This is a genomic window from Microbacterium mitrae, assembly GCF_008017445.1.
In the GTDB taxonomy this organism is placed as follows: Bacteria; Actinomycetota; Actinomycetes; order Actinomycetales; family Microbacteriaceae; genus Microbacterium; species Microbacterium mitrae.
This window is the reverse complement of record NZ_VRSW01000001.1, coordinates 381,485-397,284: the sequence shown is the minus strand read 5'-3', so window position 1 is coordinate 397,284 and position 15,800 is coordinate 381,485. Positions and strand designations below refer to the sequence as shown.

The 15,800-nt window shown below is 62.7% G+C and carries 15 protein-coding genes; 11 read left to right on the top strand and 4 right to left on the bottom strand.

All coding sequences use genetic code 11. The annotated features are described in order from the left end of the window. Positions 1-191: 191 nt before the first annotated feature. Positions 192-749, bottom strand: a complete 558-nt coding sequence (locus tag FVP60_RS01865) for a peptidoglycan DD-metalloendopeptidase family protein (RefSeq protein WP_147824569.1) — start codon at positions 747-749, stop codon at positions 192-194. A gap of 287 nt (positions 750-1,036) precedes the next feature. On the opposite strand from FVP60_RS01865, the gene rpsB reads away from it, so the two are divergent. The 9 genes from rpsB (at position 1,037) to FVP60_RS01820 (ending at position 7,493) form a co-directional block, all read left to right on the top strand. Beyond that, positions 1,037-1,879 (top strand): 30S ribosomal protein S2, encoded by an 843-nt coding sequence (rpsB, locus tag FVP60_RS01860; protein ID WP_246132423.1) that lies wholly within the window; start codon positions 1,037-1,039, stop codon positions 1,877-1,879. A gap of 35 nt (positions 1,880-1,914) precedes the next feature. Next, a complete protein-coding gene (tsf, locus tag FVP60_RS01855; RefSeq protein ID WP_147824568.1) occupies positions 1,915-2,742 on the top strand; it encodes a translation elongation factor Ts in 828 nt (275 codons plus the stop codon). A gap of 97 nt (positions 2,743-2,839) precedes the next feature. Further along, positions 2,840-3,559 (top strand): UMP kinase, encoded by a 720-nt coding sequence (gene pyrH / locus FVP60_RS01850; RefSeq protein ID WP_147824567.1) that lies wholly within the window; start codon positions 2,840-2,842, stop codon positions 3,557-3,559. Between the two features lie 56 nt (positions 3,560-3,615). After that, a complete protein-coding gene (frr, locus tag FVP60_RS01845; protein WP_147824566.1) occupies positions 3,616-4,170 on the top strand; it encodes a ribosome recycling factor in 555 nt (184 codons plus the stop codon). 5 nt (positions 4,171-4,175) lie between these two features. Continuing rightward, positions 4,176-5,192 carry a phosphatidate cytidylyltransferase gene (locus FVP60_RS01840; protein ID WP_147824565.1) on the top strand — a complete coding sequence of 339 codons (1,017 nt, stop codon included), beginning with the start codon at positions 4,176-4,178 and terminating at the stop codon, positions 5,190-5,192. Beyond that, positions 5,192-5,752: a DivIVA domain-containing protein gene (locus tag FVP60_RS01835; protein ID WP_147824564.1), complete on the top strand. Its 561-nt coding sequence runs from the start codon at positions 5,192-5,194 to the stop codon at positions 5,750-5,752. Before FVP60_RS01840 ends, FVP60_RS01835 begins: the two co-directional genes overlap by 1 nt. A gap of 38 nt (positions 5,753-5,790) precedes the next feature. Continuing rightward, positions 5,791-6,489, top strand: coding sequence for an aggregation-promoting factor C-terminal-like domain-containing protein (locus FVP60_RS01830; RefSeq protein ID WP_246132422.1), 699 nt, complete (start codon positions 5,791-5,793; stop codon positions 6,487-6,489). 9 nt (positions 6,490-6,498) lie between these two features. Further along, complete coding sequence (locus FVP60_RS13190; protein WP_147824563.1) at positions 6,499-6,783, top strand: hypothetical protein; 285 nt, start codon at positions 6,499-6,501, stop codon at positions 6,781-6,783. Then, on the top strand, positions 6,780-7,493 hold the full coding sequence (locus FVP60_RS01820; protein ID WP_187240528.1) for an alpha/beta hydrolase: 714 nt from the start codon (positions 6,780-6,782) through the stop codon (positions 7,491-7,493). The genes FVP60_RS13190 and FVP60_RS01820 overlap by 4 nt, the downstream gene beginning before the upstream one ends. Before the next feature lie 2 nt (positions 7,494-7,495). Here the strand turns inward: FVP60_RS01820 and FVP60_RS01815 are convergent, their stop codons facing one another. After that, positions 7,496-8,554 carry an AI-2E family transporter gene (locus FVP60_RS01815; protein ID WP_147824561.1) on the bottom strand — a complete coding sequence of 353 codons (1,059 nt, stop codon included), beginning with the start codon at positions 8,552-8,554 and terminating at the stop codon, positions 7,496-7,498. Between the two features lie 155 nt (positions 8,555-8,709). Here FVP60_RS01815 and FVP60_RS01810 point away from each other — a divergent pair, with 155 nt between their 5' ends. Then, positions 8,710-10,539 carry a DUF8094 domain-containing protein gene (locus FVP60_RS01810; RefSeq protein WP_147824560.1) on the top strand — a complete coding sequence of 610 codons (1,830 nt, stop codon included), beginning with the start codon at positions 8,710-8,712 and terminating at the stop codon, positions 10,537-10,539. Then, on the top strand, positions 10,536-11,459 hold the full coding sequence (locus FVP60_RS01805; RefSeq protein ID WP_147824559.1) for a tetratricopeptide repeat protein: 924 nt from the start codon (positions 10,536-10,538) through the stop codon (positions 11,457-11,459). Before FVP60_RS01810 ends, FVP60_RS01805 begins: the two co-directional genes overlap by 4 nt. A 123-nt stretch (positions 11,460-11,582) precedes the next feature. On the opposite strand, the gene glgB is transcribed toward FVP60_RS01805, so the two are convergent. Beyond that, complete coding sequence (gene glgB, locus FVP60_RS01800; protein WP_147824558.1) at positions 11,583-13,706, bottom strand: 1,4-alpha-glucan branching protein GlgB; 2,124 nt, start codon at positions 13,704-13,706, stop codon at positions 11,583-11,585. After that, positions 13,703-15,769, bottom strand: coding sequence for an alpha-1,4-glucan--maltose-1-phosphate maltosyltransferase (locus tag FVP60_RS01795; protein WP_147824557.1), 2,067 nt, complete (start codon positions 15,767-15,769; stop codon positions 13,703-13,705). Before FVP60_RS01795 ends, glgB begins: the two co-directional genes overlap by 4 nt. Positions 15,770-15,800: the final 31 nt, after the last annotated feature.

Here is a 15,800-nt window from a genome sequence, read left to right as displayed (position 1 = left end):
TCCGCATCATCAAGATCGCGAAGACGGGGCCACCGATGAGCGCCGTCTTCGCGATCCCGACCGGCAGCTCTCGGGGGTCGAACATCGTGCGGGCGCTCACGAGGTTATCGCCGCTTCCATCGTCTAGGAACTATATTCACAGGAATTGAACGCAAGCCGCGCGGATTTGTGCCCGCGTGTGCAGAATGACTTTATTCCTCACAGCAGGGCAACAAAATGGGTCTCGCGATACGACTGAACAGTGAGGCCGGGTTGATATAGCTCCCGTTTTGGCGCACACCCCAGTGCAATGTGCCCGTGGCCGCATGCCCGCCTGTCGAGACGTACCCGACAATCTCTCCCGCCTCGACAGTGCTCCCGACCTCAGCCGATGCCACGACTGGTTCCAGAGTCGTGACAAACCCATTGCCGTGGTCAATCGTGACGAGTGGTCTGTCGGCCACCGTGCCCACCCAAGCAATGGTTCCGCCCGCCGGCGCCCCTGCCACAGCGCCGTCACCCACCCAGAGATCGATTCCACGATGCCCGGACCCGTAGTCATGCTCGGGTTGCTGGTAGGGCACGCTAATGCTGACGGCTACGGCGACGGGCCAACGCCACTGTGCGTGCGCCGCCTGGATGGATTGCGGAACCACGGGCCGCTGTGCAACGCCGGTGGCGGGCGCGGGGAGAAAGATGAGCGCCGCGATGAACCCCACCGCAGCGAGCAGGCGCGACCGGTGATGAGAACAAATTCGTGACGAGGTCATGTCACCACGGTGCGCTGTTGTGCGTCACCAGGACAGTGCGACGGAACAACCGGGCAAAACTCGCCGAATTCGATGTTTGGGGAGGAATCCCAATGGTTCTCACCCTGCTATGCTGATAAAGCACCTCGCTTTGTCGGGGTGACTTCGCGTGCCCAGTGCGTTTTCAACGTGGCACATTCCCAACGGTCCTTTTCAAGGCGGGAGTGTGTGCAGGGCGCCAGGAATTGAGCATCCGCTCGCACAACCGCAATCGGCGCTTTTGCGCCATAAACAAAGGGAGAACGGTCATGGCCGTTGTAACCATTCGCCAGCTGCTTGACGCTGGTGTTCACTTCGGACACCAGACGCGTCGGTGGAACCCGAAGGTAAAGCGCTTCATTCTTACGGAGCGTTCGGGCATTCACATCATCGACCTACAGCAGTCGCTGGCCTACATTGACCGCGCATACGACTTCGTCAAGGAGACGGTCGCACACGGCGGAACCATCCTCTTCGTTGGTACCAAGAAGCAGGCTCAGGAAGTTATCGCCGAGCAGGCTTCGCGCGTTGGCCAGCCCTACGTGAACCAGCGCTGGCTGGGTGGTCTGCTGACCAACTTCCAGACCGTTTCCAAGCGCCTCGCACGTATGAAGGAGCTCGAAGAGCTCGACTACGAGAACCCGTCCGCTTCGGGCTTCACCAAGAAGGAGCTCCTGCTCAAGAAGCGCGAGCTGGACAAGCTGCACAAGTCGCTCGGTGGTATCCGCAACCTCACCAAGACGCCGTCGGCGATGTGGGTTGTTGACGCTAAGCGTGAGCGTCTCGCAATCGACGAGGCCAAGAAGCTCGGCATCCCCGTGATCGGTATTCTAGACACGAACGCTGACCCGGATGACCTGCAGTACCCGATCCCGGGTAACGACGACGCAATCCGCTCGGTCGGTCTGCTGACGCGCATCATCGCTGACGCTGCTGCTGAGGGTCTGATCCAGAAGCACCAGCCGGCTGACGCCCAGGGCGACGCTGAGCCCCTCGCTGAGTGGGAGCGCGAGCTTCTCGAGCAGGGCACCGAAGCAGAAGCTGCGCCGGTCGTCGAGGTTGTTGAGGTCGTCGAGGTCGTCGAGACCCCGGCAGCCGAAGAGTCCAAGTAACTTTCCGCCTACACGAAACAGAAGGAGCCACACACATGGCCAACATTTCTATCGCGGACATTAAGGCACTGCGCGAACAGCTCGGTACCGGCATGGTCGACACCAAGAAGGCTCTCGAAGAGGCCGACGGTGACCTGGAAAAGGCGACGGAGATCCTGCGCCTCAAGGGTGCCAAGGGTAACGCCAAGCGTGCTGACCGCTCGACGAGCGAGGGCCTGGTCGCAACGCGCGAGCAGGACGGCAAGGTCACGATGATCGAGCTCGCATGCGAGACCGACTTCGTTGCGAAGAACGAGAAGTTCATCGCACTTGCTGACAAGGTCGTTGACGCTGTTGCTGCCGCTGGCGCCGAGACGCTGGATGCCGCACTGGCCGCCACGATCGACGGCAAGACCGTTGCCGACGTCATCTCCGAATCGGCTGCCGTTATCGGTGAGAAGATCGAGCTGCGTCAGGTGCGCACGATTTCGGGCGACAAGTTCGAGATCTACCTGCACAAGACGAGCAAGGACCTGCCCCCGCAGATCGGTGTTGTTGTTGCCTACACGGGTGACGACGCAGACACCGCTCGTTCGATCGCTCAGCACATTTCGTTCGCAAACCCGTCGTACCTTTCGAAGGACGACGTTCCTGCAGACGAGATCGAGAAGGAGCGCGAGATCGTTACCAAGATCTCGCTCGAAGAGGGCAAGCCCGAGGCTGCCCTTCCGAAGATCGTCGAGGGTCGCGTTAACTCCTTCATCAAGCAGGTCGCCCTGCTCGAGCAGGACTACGCGAAGGACAACAAGCTGTCCGTTGCAACGGTTGCGAAGGACGCCGGCATCACGGTGACCGACTTCGCCCGCTTCAAGGTCGGCGCGTAACACTTATGACAGGGCCCGGATCGATATATTCGATCCGGGCCCTTCTTCACGCGTCCACAACGGACGCTAACCGTACGAAGCGATGAAAGGAGCCGCCATGGCTACCGAAGAGACCGGACGCCGTCGCGTCCTCCTGAAACTGTCTGGCGAAGCCTTTGGCGGCGGCCAGCTAGGCGTAAACCCCGACGTGGTGAGCCAGATCGCTCGTGAAATTGCTGCGGTCGTTGACACGGTCGAAGTGGCCGTCGTCGTCGGCGGCGGAAACTTCTTCCGCGGTGCCGAACTCAGCCAGCGCGGCATGGACCGCGGACGTGCCGACTACATGGGCATGCTCGGAACCGTCATGAACGCGCTCGCGCTGCAAGACTTCCTGGAGCAGGCAGGGGCTGCGACCCGCGTGCAGTCCGCCATCCAGATGACCCAGGTTGCCGAGAGCTACATTCCGCTGCGTGCGGAGCGCCACATGCAGAAGGGCCGCGTAGTGGTCTTTGGTGCCGGTGCTGGCTTGCCCTACTTCTCCACCGACACGGTTGCCGCACAGCGCGCGCTGGAGATCGGTGCCGACGAAGTGCTTGTCGCGAAGAACGGCGTCGATGGCGTCTACTCTGCCGACCCGCGCGTTGACCCCAGTGCCGTCAAGCTTGACCGCGTGACCTACCAGGAGGCCCTGCAGCAAGGGCTCAAGGTTGTTGACTCAACCGCATTCAGCCTCTGCATGGACAACAAGATGAACATGCGGGTCTTCGGTATGGAACCTGCGGGTAACGTCACGCGTGCCCTGCTGGGTGAGCCGATCGGCACGCTGGTCACAAGCTGACAGCTTCGCGCCCACTAGACTGAGAACTTGATTCTTCCTATCCGATTGGAGCCCGCATGATCGCCGACGTGATTGCTGAAACCCGTGGCCGCATGGAGCGCGCTGTCGAATCAGCGAAGGAAGACTTCGCCACCGTACGAACCGGCCGCGCCAACCCGCAGCTGTTCCAGAAGATTCTGGTGGACTACTACGGAACGCCCACGCCGCTTGCGCAGTTGGCGTCGCTCAACAACCCAGAGGCTCGCACGATCATCGTCACGCCGTACGACAAGTCGGCGCTGAAGGCGATCGAAGATGCCATCACCTCGATGCCGAACCTCGGCGCCAACCCGACCAACGACGGCAACATCGTGCGCATCACTATGCCGGAGCTGACCGAAGACCGCCGCAAGGAATTCGTCAAGCTCGTGAAGTCCAAGGGTGAAGACGCCAAGGTTCACGTTCGTGGCATCCGCCGCAAGGCGAAGGATGAGCTGGATGCGCTGAAGAGCGAGGTCGGCGAAGATGAGGTCGCTCGTGGCGAGAAGGAGCTTGACGCTCTGACCCGTGCTCACGTTGATCTCATCGACGAGGCGCTCAAGCGCAAAGAGGCCGAACTTCTCGAGGTCTGATAGCCATGAGCGCCGATCCGAAGGATGACGCGCTCGAGTCTCAGCTCGACGCGCAGCACGACAACGCCCCTGGTTCCGAGCACAAGCACGGAGCCCAGTTTGAAGCGCGCCGTGCTGAGTTTCGCGACCAGGTCGCGATCGCGCGCGAGCACTTCGAAGAAGTAAACGAAAAGATCAAGCAACGGACGGGCCGCGACCTCATTCTCGCGGTCTCGTCCGGGCTGGTGCTGGCGGGCGTTGTTTTCGGCGCGCTGCTGTTCGTGCCGACGCTGTTCGCCGCGATCGCGATTATCGTGAGTGGCCTGGCAACGTTCGAACTGGCGCGGGCGCTGGAGACCGGCGGCCGCAAGGTCGATGTCTGGGTGCAAATCGCGGCAGCCGTGGTGCTCGCCGCCACCGGCTACTTTGCGACTGCGCTGTGGCAAGTCTGGGTCATGACCTTTGCCGTCGTTGCGGTGCTCATCGTGTGGCGCATGGTGGGTCAGATGGTCGCGAAAGACGGGCGCACGTACGGTGACGTGCTTGCCGATATCGCCGCGGCCGGTTTCATTCCGCTCTACGTGCCGTTCTTGCTCGCCATGGTGCTCGTGTTGCAGCAGCAAGAAAACGGCGCAGCCTGGATTCTCACCTTTGTCATCGTGGTGATTGCCGCAGACACCGGCGCCTACGCCGTTGGTGTCTGGATCGGCAAGCACCCCATGGTTCCGCGTGTCAGCCCGAAGAAGACCTGGGAAGGTTTTGCCGGCGCTGCCGTTGCCGCCTCCATCGCGGCCACTCTGCTCGTCTACTTTGTCCTAGACCTGCCGATCTGGGCGGGCCTCATCATGGGCGTCGTCATTCTCATCACCGCCACCCTCGGAGACCTGGGGGAGTCGCTCATCAAACGCGACCTCGGCATTAAAGACATGAGCTCGTGGATTCCGGGTCACGGGGGTCTGCTTGACCGTCTCGACTCGATCCTGCCGTCGGCGGTCGCGACACTGGCGCTGTGCTACTGGTTCACTCCCTTGGTAGGTACGTAATGGCTGCTTCCGTCTTTCCGCACACCACGGGGCGCGACAAGGGCTACGAGCCGCGCGCGGTCGACGCCTTTCTCGCGCAGGCCCGGGCGGCGTTCGAACGCCGTGAGGGCGCACCCATTGTGACGTCGCAAGCAATCCGTGAGGTGGCGTTTCCGCTCGTTAAAGACGGATACTCCATCGCACACGTTGACGGGGCGCTCGGGCGCATCGAAGACGCATTCGCGATGCGTGAGCGCGACGCAGCGATGCGTCGCGAGGGAGCTCGCGTCTGGGTAGACAATGCCCGCGAATCGGCCGAAGAGATTCTTCGCCATTTGTCGCGCCCGGCAAAGCAGCGCTTCGATCGAACGTCGATACTCACGTACGGGTACCGCGTCGACGAGGTCGATATTGTCATGGACAAGCTCGCGGCCTTCCTCGAGCGCGGGCAATTGATCACCGTCGAGCAGGTACGCGCCGCGGCGTTTCGAATGCAGCGTCGCGGATACCGTGAAGAGCAGGTTGATGCCCTGCTCGACGCCATGGTTGAGGTCATGCTGGCGGTCGCTCCGACACGCTGATGGCTTGTTCAGGTAAGCGCGGGTAGACTAGAAACACTGTGACCCATCGCAAAGACCTCCGAACGAACCGCGCTCCGCACAGCGTTGACGTGCAGTTCACGCCGCGAGCTCGCCCCAAGGCGACCGCCAAGCCGTCGCGCAAGCGTGCGATGGCCTCCCTTTTTGCCGTCCTCGGCGTCGTGGCATTTGGTGGCGCTTTCGTGATTCCTGCCGGAGCCGCGCTTGCTGGTTCCGCCCCCGAATCCCAGCCGGCAGACTCGTCGCTGTATGACGCCGCGGTTGCTGGCGCCCAGCAGATGACCGTCGATCACGTTGTGGTTGTTTCGGCCTTGGATCGCACCAGCAGCTACGAGGCGTACGTCACACCGACGCCGACCCCGACTCCCGAGCCGGTTACGACCTCGTCGTCTTCGTCGTCCTCCGCATCAAGCGGATCGTACGCCGCACCCGCGTACACGGGCGGCGGCTCGAAAGAAGAGTGGTTGGCAGCCGCCGGTATCGCCTCGAGCGACTGGGGCTATGTCGACTACATTGTGGGCCGCGAGAGCGGATGGAACCCGAACGCCACAAACTCGAGCTCGGGTGCCTGTGGCCTGGTGCAGATCTACCCGTGCAGCAAGGTCGATAACGGCTATGACCCGGTGGTCAACCTCTCGTGGGCAAACAGCTACGCAACGGGTCGTTACGGCAGCTGGGCGGGCGCGTACGAGTTCTGGACCACCAACCACTGGTGGTAAGCGGTTGTTATGCCACGGTCAAATCGCCGTCGTCCTGAAGCTACAGACGACGATTCATTCGAACGCTTTCTCGGTGGCCTGAAGCGCACCGAGAGTCGACGCGGGCTGGAATATTACGTGCAACCCGTTTCGCCAGCCAAGGCGCTCAAGGAGTACACCTGCCCGGGGTGCTCGCAGATTGTTGCCGTCGGTGTTGCGCACCTCGTGGTGTGGCGGGCTGACGGAATCATGGGCGATGCGGCAGATCTCGCCGCGCGCCGCCATTGGCATTCGCACTGTTGGAGGACCAGTTGACCGAAATTCGTGGCCCGCGTGAGCTGCCCGCCCGTCGCGAAGAGATCGAGCTGCACACCGAAGACGGGTTGACGCTCGTTGGCGAGCTCGCGTTGCCATTGAATGCGGAACCGGTGGCAACGCTGGTCACACTGCACCCGTTGCCGACCGCCGGCGGATTCATGGACTCCCACATCTTGCGAAAGGCTGCCGCACGCCTTCCGGCGCTCGCGAACATCGCCGTGTTGCGCTTTAACACGCGCGGAACCACGTCGCCACGCGGAACCAGTGACGGCGCCTTCGATGGCGGCGTCGCTGAGCAGCACGACGTTGCGGCTGCGATGCAGTTTGTGGCTGACCGCGCTCTGCCCAACCCCTGGCTGGTCGGCTGGTCTTTTGGCACTGAACTCGCATTGAAATATGGCCGCAATCATGACGTGCGCGGCGCGATTCTGCTGTCCCCGCCGCTGCACCGCGCGACGGCAGACGAGGTTACGGCTTGGGAGGGCGACGAGCGTCGCCTGGTCGCGCTCATTCCCGAACACGACGACTACCTCAAGCCAGCCGAGGCCGCCGAGCGCTTTGCGAGCGTTCCGTCGATCGAATTGATCAACGTCGCCGACGGCAAGCACCTGTGGGTTGGCGAGTCACAAACGCGCCGCGTGCTCGGTGAGATCGTGCGTATCGTTAACCCCGACGCGCTACCGCTACCGACAGAGTGGGCGGAGTAACGTCAGCGCTCGTTCTGCTTGGGAATGATCACCTGTCGATAGATGATCAGGCAGCTCGCCGCCACCGGAATCGCAATCAGCGCGCCGAGCAAGCCCAGCAGTGAAGCGCCGGCGAGTGCGGCGATCACGACGACGGCACCGGGGATCGACACCGCGCGATTCATGATGCGCGGTGACAGGAAGTACGCCTCCAGCTGCATGTAGATGAAGTACCAGATCGCTGCGGCGATCGCCGTCTGTGGCGACCCGAAGTCAGGGATCAAACACGCCAACACGATCAAGATCGAACCGCTTAGTGTTCCCACCAGCGGAATGAGGCTCGAAAAGAACGCGACGACGGCAAGCACCGCGGGAAACGGCGCGCCAATGATGTTGAGGAAGATGAACGACGAGACGCCGTTGATCATGCCAAGGCTCACCTGACCGATGACGTAGTAGCCAACCGAGTTGGTGATCTGGTCTGACAGGTCGATGAAGCGTTCACGCTTCGACGCCGGAACCAGCTGATAAACGGCGGCCTTGAGGCTCGGGGTCGAGGCGGTCAGGTAAATCGTGAGAATCAGCACGATGAATGCGCCGGCAACGCCCGCGATGACATTGAGGCTGAAGCGCCACACCTCACCGGCGTACAGTTCGAGGTTGTTGATGACGAAGTTTTGCGCTTCGCTAAACACCTTCTCGACATCGAGGTTGGGCAGGCGTTCTTTGGCAAGCGCGACAAAGTCTTCGTACGCTCCCTGCTGATTGAGTTGATTGATGAGCAGCGTCACCTGCGCGACGAGCTGCGCGATCTGTTCGGCAATGATCGGCAGCACGATGAGCACCGCGCCAACGAACAGTCCGAGAACTCCCATGACGGTAAGGGTCACGGCAAGCCACCGCGGCAAGCCCTTGCGCTCGAAGAATGACACCACGGGGTCAAGGCCGAGACTCAAGAAGAGCGCAGTTCCGACGTAGAGCAAGATCGTTGACAGACCCTGCACCGCGGTGATGATCAGCAGGCCAACGCCGACACCCAGGGTCGCAACCAGGGCGGTGCGGAAGGGATTGTGAATCTTCACCGTACTCCTCACAGAACTCAGCCCAGAGTAGCCCGATCACGATTATTCAGCAGGATGCTCACGCATGTCGGGGCAACTTTCAGTCATGTTCGCTAACCTGAAATGTCGAGAAACTAGCGAACGACAAGCACCGTCGTCGCGGAGGAGTTCATTTCGTGCGTTTTTTATTGGCCGTCGTGTCGTTCGGTCTGGCTTTCGTCTGCGCCGCAGTGGGCATTGGCCAGCGCACGATCTGGCTTGGCCCCAACAGTCACCAAGAGCAGTTTGAGGTCGACGCCAGCGAGAGCTACACGCTGGTAGATGCCTCGGTTCTCGCGTATCTTCCGGGCGGCCAGACGCTGATCGCGCGAGGTGAAGGCGAGATTTTTGCCGCCTACGGCCGCACCAGCGACATGGTCGCCTGGCTTGCCGATACGTCGTACAACCACGTGGTCATCGACACCGTTGACGATCAAGAAACGATCGTGTCGTCCGTTGTCGAGCCGACCATCGTGGTCGAAGAGCCCGTGACGGAAGAGTCCACCGACGACGCTGCCGCCGAGGAGACCACCGGGCGCAACCCCGCGGGTTCCGATCTGTGGATTGCCGAGTTCAGCGACACTGACTCGCTGATTCAAACCTTCAATCTGCCGAGCGACATGAGCGTGCTGGTGGTAAGCGACGGCACGAACCCGGCACCGGCCGATATCTCGGCGAAGTGGGCGCTCGATAACTCCACTCCGATGGCCGGCCCGCTGATGGTCGCCGGTGGCGTCTTCGCGCTGATCGGTGTGATCTTGTACATCCTCGGCATCCGTCACTTGCGTCGCAAGCGCGGACCGCGTCGTCGTGGTCTTCCGCCGCTGCCGGTGACGGAACCATTGAGCCTTGCTGACATTGAAGAAGCGGAGGGCAAGGGTGTGATTTCGGCATCGCCGAAGAAGACCGAACGCCGGGCGTTGCTGGTGTTGCCACTGGTCTTGGTTTCATCCCTCGCGCTCTCCGGGTGCTCGCCCGATGTGTGGCCGCAGGCGGGGGAGCAGACCCCGTCACCGACGCCATCGCCCACGGTAATTACGCCGGAAGATCAAAAGGCTCCGGTGCTGCTGGAGTCGCAGGCAACCCGCATTCTTGGCCTCATTTCAGAAGCCGCGGCCGCCGCCGACGCCACGCTGGATTCCACGCTTGCCGGTGAACGCCTGACCGGACCGGTACTGCAGGCTCGAAGCGTCAACTACACGTTGCGCGCAGCGATCGCCGAATACCCGTCGCCCGCAGCCGTTCCCGCAAACTGGACGATTCTGCTGCCGCAGGCGGCCGACACCTGGCCGCGTTCGTTCCTCGCGATCTACAAGGACGACGCAAACACGACGGTTCCGCCCGTCATCATGATGGTCACGCAGGAAGACCCGTGGTCTAACTACAAGCTCGCGTACGCGGGTGAGATGGAAGCCTCGGCCGTCGTTCCGGGGCTGGCACCCGCCGATATCGGCGCGACGCTCGTCAACCCCGACAACCAGTTCTTGATGGTGGCACCGCAAGATCTCGGCGCGATGTACTCCGACATCATCGAGAACGGTGAGAACAGCGAGTTCGCCCCGATCTACGACCTCGCCGGCGATCAGTTCCGCGGTCAGCTACTGACGAAACGCCAGGAGAATCTGGACAAGTTCAACCAGACGGCAGCCGGAACGGGCGAGATGACGTTCTCGTCTGAGGCGGGCGCCGAAGCGCCGGTGGCGTTGGCGACCCTGGACAGCGGCGCGATCGTTGCCGTCACGATGAACGACATCGAGACCCCGCGCGCCACCAACCCGGATGCCGTGATTCGCCTCGGCGAAAACCCCGTGCTCACGACGCTGACCGGCGTCACCGAAGCGCCGACCGGTTTTCAAACCACCTACACCAGCCAGCTGTTCTTTTACGTTCCGGCGCAGGGCTCGAACGAGCAGATTCGCCTGCTGGGATACTCATCGTCCATCCTGAAGTCTGAGGTTCTTCCATGAGTGATCAAGCCCCCGGAGCCGTGCTTCGCGGCGCCGTTGACCTGTCCAGCCTCCGCAACCGCGCGAACCAGTCGGCTGCTCCGGCGTCCGCACCCTCGGGTGCGACCTCGTACATTGTCGATATCACCGACGCCACCTTCCAGCAGGTGCTGGACATCAGCCGCGGCGTTCCGGTTGTCGTTGACATGTGGGCGGGTTGGAGCGAGGCCAGCACGCAGCTGAGCGCGACGCTGGAGACCGTTGTTACGGAGCTTGCCGGTCGTCTGCTGCTTGCCAAGGTCGAGATCGAAAAGAACCCGCAGATCGCTCAGGCGTTTCGAGCACAGGCCGTGCCGCTGGTCGTCGCGCTCATCAACGGGCAGCCGGTGCCGCTGTTTTCCAGCGCAGTCACCGAGGAGCAGGTACGTGCGACGTTTGAGCAGCTGTTCGAGTTGGCGACGCAGCAGGGCGTGACGCAAACCCTGGGAGGGGAGAGCGCCGAGGGCGAAGAAAAGGCGGAACCAGAACTTGCGCCCCTGCACCAGGAGGCGTTCGTCGCGATCGAAGCTGGAGACTACGCGACGGCAATTGCCGCCTACGAGAAGGCTCTGGTGCAGAACCCGCGCGATGACGAAGCACGCGCTGGCCTCGGACAGGTGAAGCTGCTCCACCGCACGCAGAGCCTTGACCTGCAGGAGGCCCGCGCCGCGGCCGCTGCCAACCCGCTCGACGTTCAAGCGCAGTTCGATATCGCCGACCTGGATCTTGCCGGCGGCCACGTCGATGACGCCTTCGCCCGCCTGCTCGATCTGTTCGCTGAGCTCGATGGCGACGAGCGCACTCCGGTGCGAGAGCGCCTGCTTGAGCTGTTTGGCCTTGTCGGCGACGCCGATCCGCGGGTCATCCGCGCGCGCGGCCGCCTGACGTCACTGCTTTTCTAAGCGTCACTGCTTTTCTAACGTCGCTGTTGTGGGCCAGGGGCCGCGACAGGGCAAGCCACAAAGGGGCGCGATGCGGATTCACCGCATCGCGCCCCTTCGACTTGGCGAGCACGCGCCCGCGCGCTAGCCGACGTGCTGCAGCCAAATGGTTCCGAGTGCCGGCACCGTGACAACGGCGCGCCCGTTCTCATCCGCACCGACGACACCGTAGTTGCCGACACCACTGCCGCCATACGTCTTGGCGTCGGAGTTGAGCACCTCTTGCCAGGTTCCGCCGCGTGGCAGATCCAGCGGCATCTGTGCCACCGTGACGCCCGAGAAGTTGGAGATGCTGACGACCGAGCCGTGCTGTGTGATCCGCGCGAACGCGATCACGTCGTTGTTGTAGCTGGGTGCCCCGAGCAGACGGAACGCGTGGCTATCGCTATCGCGCAGCCACAGCGGCTCCAGGCCGCGATACGTGCGGTTGAGGTCACCGACAAAGCCGGAGAGCTGCACGTGGGAGGGCTGCTCGAGAAGGTACCAATCGATGGCGCGCGACTCTGACCATTCCGACATTTGGCCAAACTCTTGACCCATGAACAGCAACTGCTTGCCCGGATGCGCCCACATGTACGCCAGGTAGCTGCGCACGCCGGCGAGCTTTTGTTCGTGCGAACCCGGCATGCGCGCGATGAGGCTGCCCTTGCCGTGCACCACCTCATCATGGCTAATCGGCAGCACGTAGTTCTCGCTGAAGGCGTAGGTGAACGAGAAGGTCATCTCGCCCTGGTGATGGCCGCGATACATCGGATCGGTCGAGATGTAGCGGAGCGAGTCATTCATCCAGCCCATGTTCCACTTAAAGCCGAAGCCGAGGCCGCCCTGGCTGGTGGGGGCGGTAACGCCCGGAAAGCTGGTGGACTCTTCGGCAATCATGGAGATGCCGGCGTGGCGCTTGTAGGCCGTCGCGTTGACCTCCTGCAAGAACCGGATCGCCTCGAGGTTTTCGCGGCCGCCGTGAATGTTCGGCTCCCATTCGCCATCTTCGCGCGAATAGTCCAGGTAAAGCATGGACGCGACGGCGTCGACCCGTAAACCGTCGACGTGAAACTCGTCAAGCCAGTACAGCGCGTTGGCGACGAGGAAGCCGCGTACCTCGTTGCGACCGTAGTCGAAAATGTAGGTGCCCCAGTCTTTGTGCTCGCCGCGGCGCGGGTCCGGGTGCTCATACAGCGCCTGCCCGTCAAATCGCGCCAGCGCAAACGCATCTTTCGGAAAGTGACCGGGAACCCAGTCCATGATCACGCCGATGCCAGCCTGGTGGAGGCGGTCGATGAGGTACTTCAAATCGTCTGGTGTGCCAAACCGGCTGGTCGGGGCGTAGTAGCCGGACACCTGGTAGCCCCACGAGCCGCCGAAGGGGTGCTCAGCGACCGGCATGAACTCGACGTGCGTGAAACCGAGATCGGTGACATAGGGAATCAGCTCGTCGGCGAGCGCACGATAGCCGAGGCCGGGGCGCCAGGAACCAACGTGCAGCTCGTAGATTGACATCGGGGCATGAGATGGCTCCTGCTTTGCGCGGGCGCTCAACCAGCCAGCATCGCTCCAGGTGTACGAAGACGCGGTCACCACCGATGCGGTCGCGGGCGGCACTTCCGCCGCACGTGCCATCGGGTCTGCCTTCAGCACCCAGTCGCCCTGGCGGGTTTGAATCTCAAACTTGTATGTGGTTCCGACACCCGCACCCGGAACAAACAGCTCCCACACGCCGCTGCCACCCAACGACCGCATGGCGTGCTTGCGACCATCCCAGTCGTTAAATGAGCCCACCACGCGCACGGCGCGAGCGTTCGGTGCCCACACGGTGAACGCGGTTCCGTCGACACCCGCATCGGTGCGCACATGCGCACCGAGCACGCGCCAAAGCTCTTCGTGACGGCCTTCGCTGATCAGGTGAAGATCGAGTTCGCCGATGGTGGGGAGATGACGGTAGGGATCATCAGCCACCGCGACGACACCGTCGTAGACCGACTCAATCTCGTACGCGGTGGTGTCTGCTGGCACGACACCGTGCCAGATGCCCTCGGTCCAGTGGCTGAGCGGTGCGCGGTTGCCTCCGGGGAGGATCACGGTGACGCTGTCAGCAAGCGGGTAGAGGGCGCGCACGACGCGCGCGGAACCATTGTTGTGGAGCCCGAGAACATCATGCGGGGCGTGCCAACGCGCCTCGGCGACGGCTTGGAGAATGTCGTTGTCGTTCATCGCTTCACCCACAGGATGTGTGCCGGCTGCGTGAATGCGTCAAGCCGAACGTAGTTGTGATCGCCCCACGTCCACTCGGCACCGGTCAGCAGGTCAACGACGGCGAACTGCTCGCCGGGTTGGATGCCAAACACGCTGGTGTCGAGGTGGACCATGGTTTCACGCACGGAGTGTGGGTCAACGTTCACCACGACGATGATGGTGTCGGCCTTGCCCTGCGGGCTGAGTGCCGCATCGATGTGCTTGGAGTAGACGAGAATCGCATCGTCTTCTGAGTCATGAACGGTGAACGATCGGAGCTGTTCGAGAGCGGGGTGCACATCGCGAATGGCATTGAGCGTTCGAAGCAGCGGCGCCAGCGAATCTCCGGCAGCCTCCGCTGCGGCGAAGTCGCGCAGCTTGTACTCGTACTTTTCACTGTCGATATTCTCTTCCGCTCCGGGGCGTGCGACCGACTCAAACAGCTCGTACCCGGCGTAAACCCCCCACGTCGGTGCCGCCGTGGCGGCAACGATCGCGCGGATGGCGAAGGCCGCGCGCCCGCCATACTGCAGGTACTCGGTGAGAATATCCGGGGTGTTGACGAACAGGTTTGGCCGCAAGAAATCTGCCGTTTCCGTGGCAAGGCCGGTGAGGAACTCGGCGAGCTCGGTCTTGGTGTTGCGCCACGTGAAGTAGGTGTAGCTCTGCTGGAATCCGGCCGCGGCCAGTGCCTGAAGCGGCGCCGGGCGGGTGAACGCCTCGGCGAGAAAAACGATGTCAGGGTCTTCGCGCAGCACCTCGGCAATGAGCCACTCCCAAAACTGCAGCGGCTTGGTGTGCGGGTTGTCGACGCGGAAGATGGTCACGCCCTGCGCAATCCAGTGCCGCACCACCCGCAGCACTTCGGCACGGATACCCTCGGGATCATTGTCGAAGTTGATCGGGTAAATGTCTTGGTACTTCTTGGGCGGATTTTCGGCGTACGCGATGGTTCCGTCCGGCAGCGTCGTGAACCATTCGGGGTGTTCCGTCACCCACGGGTGGTCGGGCGCCGCCTGCAGCGCAAGATCGATGGCAATCTCAATGCCCTCCTTGCGCGCTGCGCTGACAAACGCGCGGAAGTCTTTGAGCGTTCCGAGGTCGGGATGAATTGCATCATGGCCGCCAGCAGCCGAGCCGATGGCCCAGGGGGAGCCCGGGTCGCCCTCGGCGGCAACCAGCGTGTTGTTGGGGCCCTTACGGTTGATGGTTCCGATCGGGTGGATCGGCGGCAGATACACCACGTCGAATCCCATGGCGGCAACTTCCGCCAGGCGCCGCTGTGCCGTCGCGAAGGTTCCGGATGCGATGGTTCCGTCGGCGAGGCGTTTGGCGCCCTCAGAACGCGGGAAGAACTCGTACCAGCTGCCAACGCCGGCGCGCTGACGCTCGACCAAGAGCTTGCGCGGCGTGTCGACCGTGATGAGAGACATCACGGGGCGCGCAAACAGCACCGCGGCAAGCTCAGCGTCATCGACGACGGCGAGCGCGTCAGTAGTGTCGGCGTCTGCGGAGCGGAGCGTCGCGATGGCGGCGTTCAGGCGGGCCTTGTCGGCCGCGGGATGCTTGCCCGTGGCGACGGCCCGTTCCAAAACGAGCGCTCCGGCCTCGCGCATGACGTCAACGTCGACATCGGCAGCGAGCTTGAGGTGAGCGGCGTGTTGCCACGTCGCGTAGTCGTCGCCGAAGGATTCGAACTGGTATGTCCACACCCCTTGTTCCAGCGGAGCGATCAACACGCGCCAGCGGTCAAGGCCCGTTCCGGTGTTCTGCAGGCGATGCAGGCTCTGCTCTCCGCTGGGCGCGGTGAGGCGCACCTGCACGCCGATCAGGTCATGACCTTCGCGAAACGCGGTGGCCTCAAACGGTATGACCTCGCCAACATAGCCCTTCGGGCGGTAGCCGCCGGGCGCCGCCGGAACCACATGGCTGAGCGGAATACGCCCACTGAGCGTGGTGCGTTTCTTTTGCCATGCGGGCGCAGGGCGCAGCGGGATTGGGCAGGTACTACGGACCGAAGTGATGCTCTGAAGTGCGGACACGCCTTGAATCTACAACGGGAACGCGATGAGC